This window comes from Candidatus Electrothrix sp., assembly GCF_052785085.1.
This window is the reverse complement of record NZ_JALAAI010000182.1, coordinates 1-5,358: the sequence shown is the minus strand read 5'-3', so window position 1 is coordinate 5,358 and position 5,358 is coordinate 1. Positions and strand designations below refer to the sequence as shown.

The window sequence follows — 5,358 nt, the reverse complement described above, 5'->3', positions numbered from 1 at the left end:
ATGGAGTAACCTTATGCTCTTCACCGGAAAAAAGATACGTTCTACATTCAAAAATGTCAAAGAGACACTTTCTCCATCAGTTAAGGTAACCGAAAAGGAGCATGAAGAGCTAGTTAATTTTAGGATATATGTAATTCGTAGCGGGAAAGAACGACAGCTTTATAATTGTAATGATTGTTATTGTTGTTTTTCAGAAACAAAACTGCATCCACGGAGCTTTCGCAAAACAATCCTGTTCCGCTACCGGCCCCGGAGATGATTACTGCTGTTTGCCCGAAAAATCGGGGCAGGATTTTGTCCGGGTCAGCGGACGCTGCATTTGCAGAATCCGGTGAGCTGGAGGCAGGACAAGCCGGAACCCCAAGTTGTTGTTACGGTTGCCCGGCGTGTTCCTGTTGCGATTCGCCGACCGCGCGTTCCTGGCGTTGTTGTTCCAGCTGCCCCCGCGAATCACGCGATTCGAGCCTTAGGACAAGACCCCATATCTCTGTATAACATGATTTCTGTAACTTTTCGAGGATGCGGGAAAGGTAAAAGAGAGCAGAGGCTGCATACGGCGGATCAATTCTTTTTCAGTCCATTTTCCTAAAAGATAATTCTGTTCATATCCTTGATATTTTTCTCTGAATCGTTTTTTACTTTGGGCTCCGAGCTTGATGACATGCGGATATACCCGAAAACCGAGAAAAGGAATGCCGTGTCCGCATCTGTTCAGCTGAAAGTTTTCTTTGGGCGTGAGTTTCAATTGTTCATCAAGGAAAGAACGAACATCAACAAGCTGTTGTTTCAGTATTTGCCGGTTTGAAGAAAAAAGAATGAAGTCGTCCATATAACGCAGGTAGTAGCGTACCCGCAACGTTTCTTTTACCCAATGATCAAAAAAACCGAGGTAGAAATTCGCCAGATGTTGCGAGATAAGGTTGCCGATGGGTAGTCCTTTACCCGGCTCGGTCTGATACGTCTCCAGCAGTTGCTTAAAGAGTTGAAGCAGTTTTTGATCTTTGAATTTTCTCTGCAGCAAATCAAGCATTACTCTCTGGTCAATCGAGTCGAAATAACGGCGAATATCAAGTTTCAGATACCAGCCGTTTCTTCGTGAAAAAAGACTTGCACGCTCCAGAGCGCGGATTGTTCCCTTGCCTTTTCGGCAGGCGTATGAATCGTGAATTGCATAACGCTCAAGAACAGGATCGCAGATATTCATGATTGCGTGGTGCAGGACTCGTTCAGGAAAAGAGGCGGCACAGATTCGGCGTGGCTTCGGATCCCGAACCTGAAAAAAACGGTAATGACCGACATCAGGGCATTGCTGGATCAGCTGACGGTGTAATGATCTGAGATTGTCGCCAAGATTTTTCCTGAACAAAATGACCTCATGTCGATCATGCTTGCCTTTGGCTGCTTTATAAAAAGCCAGTCGCAGATTGTCAGGTTCTGTAATGGATGTATACAGGTTACCCGCCCGTTTCATCAGTTCTCTCTGTATCTTCTTCTGCGGTTAACTCCCGCATGAGCTGAATAACGCTGTCTCCGTAGTTTGCCGCCCTGGATTCACCGACCCCTTCAATGGTTTGCAACTCTGCCTTTGAAGAGGCTTTTTCCGTGACAATGCGGGCAAGCTGCTCATTGGTAAACAGAGTGTACACCGGAACTCCGGCATCATTTGCCGCCTTTTTGCGCCATTCTCGCAGCGCAGCAAAGATTTTGAAATCTTCAGGAGACAAAACTTCCTTGTAATCCACCCGATTTTTTCCAGACCGACCGGATAATTTTTTACCGTCATCGGAATCACCCGACAGATATTCGACACAGAAATTCCAAAAAGAATTCTCCTTGTCAGCAACAAATTCACGATGAACTGTCAGCACACGATGAGAACGCAGAAAGCTGTTCAGCTCTTCTTCCGATTCCCGGCAGTTGCGAGTGGGAATAATGAAAAACTTACATTGAAGTGACATGGTGTTGTATAAAAAAAATTTGAACGCTCCGCGTAAGGACAGGCCCTTCCAGCCTGGACACCCTCCGTCCCTCCGGGTGTACCATGCTGCGCTGGCCTGCCCCTACGCTCCGCGACTAGCCCAGCTCACTGACCTGGAGGCAGGACAAGCCGGAACCCCAAGAGGTAGTAACGGTTGCCCGGCGAGTACCTGATGCGATCCGCCGACCGCGCGTTCCAGGCGACGCTGCTCCAGCCGCCCCCGCGAATCACGCGATTCGAGCCGGTTGCATCTCCCTGAGGATCGGTTACAGGATCGGCAGAATAAGCTGATGAGCCGTCCCACCAATCCTGACACCATTCCCAGACATTCCCGTGCATATCAAATAGGCCCCATTTGTTAGCCTGCTTGACAGCCACCGGTTTGGTGCCGGATTCGTAGGCTGCTATAGCCGAACTGTTTTTCATTTCATTATTGTACCAATACCATCCCATAGCATGAAGGTTGGTATTAAAACCGGAGCCGATTTCAGTGTTGCTGCTATCAAAAAAAACCGGGTTGGCATAGGCCGCAGTAGTGGTGGCACGGGCCGCATACTCCCACTGGGCTTCGGTGGGTAAACGATAGCCAGTGCAGGTATCGCTGATATCTACAGAGCTGCATTCCATATCATTGCCAGGTGTTGAACTGCACCCTGTCAGAGTGTAACATTCGCTGCGGCTTTCAGATACCGACAGAGCATTGGCGAAATGGGCCGCCTCGAACCAATTCACGGTCTCCACCGGATAGTTATCGCCCGGATTACTGTCGGAAGGATTGTTGTCGATCAGATCCTGCCATTGCTTCTGTGTCACCTCGGTGGTCTGCATGTAGAACGATTCGGTCAGAGTAACCTGATGTTGGGTTTCAGTTGAATCTCTTCCCGGTTCACCGTCAGGGCTGCCCATAGTGAACGTCCCTGACGGAATCAGATTGAAGGTCATGCCGATTGTGTTGGTATAGCTCTGCCCCATGGGGTGTTGCTCAAGGGTGCCGGTTGCTCCCTTGCCTGCTGCTTTGCTGGAAAAGGTTTTTCCCTTAACAACATCTGCCGCTGTTGCATTACCCACCGTGCCGCCCAGGGGAATGACGACTACCCGGTCTGCTGCAACAGCGTTACTGGCAAGCAGTAATGATGCACCTGCCAGAAAATGTAGCAGGCTGAATGATTTGTTTTTTCTCATAACTTCCTCCGTTTGTTGTGTTTTTTTTCTGTAAATTATTTCTGGTTTTCTGGTTCCAAAGCTCCGGCTTGGCAATCCCGGCGCAAGCAGTATCAACGGTATCGGTCGTTGTATTGAGCAGACAGGCCGGACGCAACTCCACCAGCTGCCATTCAGGACCGGGCGTGATCGTCTGTTCCTTGCCGTTGTTATCATAGCAGGTATAGACGGGCGGGCCACTACCTGTGCGTTCTTCATCACAGTTCAGCTTCAGCACATTTTTTGTTTTTGTTGTGGCATGCTTCATATGCCGGTTGACACTTTATGGATGAGTTGAGTCCCGTCTCAAACAAGGAAACCGTTACAATGTATGTAAAACTATAATGTTAAGACATTGCTCGCTTCGTCCTGTGCCGATAGCTTGGCACGGTTCTTGCGGAAAGTGTCAACTACTTTTTGGGGTATATGAAGCATGCCTTTGTTGTGTGCAGGAAATAGACTTCTTTGACCTCTGCCCGGCCAGCAGATGCTACCCCCAGCAGGGTCTGGCCAACAGCGGTTATCAGTATTGCTTTCATGATGATTTCTTTTTCAACCTCTCAATATCATTCTCCAACTCCCTCAAACTCTCCTCCCGCTGAACCTGTTTCTGTACTTCTTTATACTTTGCATACTCCAAAGCCGATTTTTCTACAGCCTTCTGGTGACTGATCTTCCCGGCATGACTGAGAATCTCCCGTCCGTTGAGCTGAAGAACAGCATCCAGACGCTGTATCCAGTCCTTCATATACATGGGAACATGCTGTTGAGCCATAGTTTCGGCAAAGGCAAGGTATTGCTCCACCAGTAAACCGAGCAGTTTTATTTCCTCTTCCGTGAGATAATTTTTCGCAATACTGACATCGCTTTTACGAACAGCAACATCTCCTTTTTTATCAAAGGACAGCATTCCCATCAACGGAAGTTCTGCATCAGCCCGGCGATAGACAAGCTCCGCCGCAGTCTGCCGACTGATCGCCCAGAGCAGCTTATTCTGCACAATCTTAAAAAACTCGACCGTCTTCTCGTCTTTCGGATTATAATCAATGCTGGTTGCGTAAATATCTTTGATTTTCTGATAGAAAAAACGTTCCGACAGCCGAATATCCCGAATCCGCTCTTGCAATTCGGTAAAGTAATTCATTGAACTGCCACTTTTAAAACGCTCGTCATCCAGAACAAAACCTTTAATGAGGTATTCTTTCAAACACTGAGTCGCCCAGATACGGAATTGGGTGGCAACATGTGATTTCACCCTGTAACCTACAGAAATAATGGCATCGAGATTATAAAATTTTCTTTTCCGCTCAACCCTGCGTGTACCTTCCGTTTGAACCTGTAAGAATTCCTTACACGTTGCCTGCTCGGATAACTCCCCTTCGGCGTATATATTTTTCAGATGCATTGTGATGTTCTGCGGTTTCACCTGAAAAAGCTCAGCCATGTGTGCCTGAGTCAACCAGACCGTCTCCTCTTCAAGACGGACATCAATTTTTATCTCACCGCTTGGACTTCGATAAATAAGAAGCTGCGATCTGTCCGACACCATATTTTTTGGATTCGTCATCTGCTCCTCTCAGTTCCTGAGTACATCCGACCGATTATCTTGACGGATAACCCCGCACAGAATCATTTATATAGAAATTATGATATGGCAGAATACCTTAAAAATCCGTTATATTCAATCCATGATTGAATAGCCGGAGTTGTCCCGCATGCGAAACACAACGCAATCTGGCATCTGTTCAGCGGCATCCCTGGAGAAGTTGAGTTCGCGGCCCGACAGTACAGAGGGAAAACACAGGAAATCAGCACCGTGCTGAACAGCCTGTTCGATAATTACAATCTGGAAGGATTTCCCGTGTCCTACACAATGAAAGATTTCAAAAAGACAGGGCAATAGATTGTCCGTAAAAATATCAAAGTGATACCAGACATGAAATCAGGAGCGGCTTTAATCATCAAGCCTATAGAATATTGGGGAGACGAATGCGGACTTGCAAAGATTGGAGACATGTTACTCACCTCACTCTCCCCGTTCTTAACACAATATGGCTCTTCGCAGATTAGTGGGAAACGCCATATTCTGCATAATTAGAATAGACATTCTGGGGAGATAATATTATAATTTGTGAAAAAAATCAAAGAGGTTTTTCCATGAAACTACTTTCTCTTGCTTA

At 47.1% G+C, this 5,358-nt stretch carries 7 protein-coding genes; all 7 read right to left on the bottom strand.

The features are described 5' to 3' along the window. Positions 1-259: 259 nt before the first annotated feature. On the bottom strand, positions 260-454 hold the full coding sequence (locus L2082_RS18235) for an SUMF1/EgtB/PvdO family nonheme iron enzyme (protein ID WP_446010637.1): 195 nt from the start codon (positions 452-454) through the stop codon (positions 260-262). Positions 455-466: 12 nt separating this feature from the next. After that, on the bottom strand, positions 467-1,471 hold the full coding sequence (locus L2082_RS18230) for a reverse transcriptase/maturase family protein (protein ID WP_446010638.1): 1,005 nt from the start codon (positions 1,469-1,471) through the stop codon (positions 467-469). Further along, positions 1,455-1,958, bottom strand: a complete 504-nt coding sequence (locus L2082_RS18225; protein ID WP_446010639.1) for an HRDC domain-containing protein — start codon at positions 1,956-1,958, stop codon at positions 1,455-1,457. The genes L2082_RS18230 and L2082_RS18225 overlap by 17 nt, the downstream gene beginning before the upstream one ends. A gap of 125 nt (positions 1,959-2,083) precedes the next feature. Continuing rightward, entirely contained in the window at positions 2,084-3,160 is a 1,077-nt protein-coding gene (locus tag L2082_RS18220; RefSeq protein WP_446010640.1) for a formylglycine-generating enzyme family protein, read from the bottom strand. Continuing rightward, positions 3,093-3,446, bottom strand: a complete 354-nt coding sequence (locus L2082_RS18215; RefSeq protein WP_446010641.1) for a hypothetical protein — start codon at positions 3,444-3,446, stop codon at positions 3,093-3,095. Before L2082_RS18215 ends, L2082_RS18220 begins: the two co-directional genes overlap by 68 nt. A 142-nt stretch (positions 3,447-3,588) precedes the next feature. Beyond that, positions 3,589-3,717, bottom strand: coding sequence for a hypothetical protein (locus L2082_RS18210; RefSeq protein ID WP_446010642.1), 129 nt, complete (start codon positions 3,715-3,717; stop codon positions 3,589-3,591). After that, positions 3,714-4,745, bottom strand: coding sequence for a virulence RhuM family protein (locus L2082_RS18205; protein WP_446010643.1), 1,032 nt, complete (start codon positions 4,743-4,745; stop codon positions 3,714-3,716). Before L2082_RS18205 ends, L2082_RS18210 begins: the two co-directional genes overlap by 4 nt. Between the last annotated feature and the right edge of the window lie 613 nt (positions 4,746-5,358).